Source organism: Roseisolibacter sp. H3M3-2, assembly GCF_029211165.1.
Taxonomy (GTDB): Bacteria; Gemmatimonadota; Gemmatimonadetes; order Gemmatimonadales; family Gemmatimonadaceae; genus Roseisolibacter.
The window spans coordinates 1-533 of record NZ_JARGEK010000804.1 but is presented as its reverse complement, the minus strand read 5'-3'; the positions used below and the strand labels follow the sequence as shown (position 1 = coordinate 533).

General features: G+C 80.5%; 1 pseudogene. It reads left to right on the top strand.

Going from position 1 to position 533, the window contains the following annotated elements:
* A pseudogene (locus tag PYV61_RS26505) lies at window positions 1–533 on the top strand (hypothetical protein); the annotation flags it as partial.

Sequence of the window (533 nt, the reverse complement as noted above, 5' to 3'; positions counted from 1 at the left end):
GCGCGCGCGGCTGGCGCTCGGGCTGCTGGCCGTGGTCGCGGCCTGGCGGCGCCCGTCGTCGCGCGGGCTGCGGCTGGCGGCGCTGCTCGGCGCGCTCGCCGCCGTCGCGGTCGCGCCGCTCAACGTGCTGTCGAACGTGTCGTCGCTGTTCGACCCGGCGCTGTACTTCGCCGCGGTCGGCGGGCCGTTCACCGCCAGCATGGGCGCGCTGATGCTCACCGGCGCGGTGCTGCTGCTCGGGCTCTTCACGCTGCTGCGGGCCGACCGGCCGCTGGCCTCGCGCCCGGTCGCGGCGGCGATCGCGCTGGCCGTCGCCGCCGTCGCCCCGTTCCTCCTGCGCGCCCTGTCGCGCGGCATCACGCCGCCGGCGCTCGGAGCGCCGGTGTCGCTCTGGCTGGCGTGGGAGGTGTCGCTCTTCCTCGCCGCCGCCGCGGTGCTGCTCGCCGGCGTCGCCGCCGGCCGCGCGGCGACCCGCGGCGCCAGCGGGCTGCACCCGCTCACCGCGCCCGTCCTCGCGGGCACGGCCGCCGCGC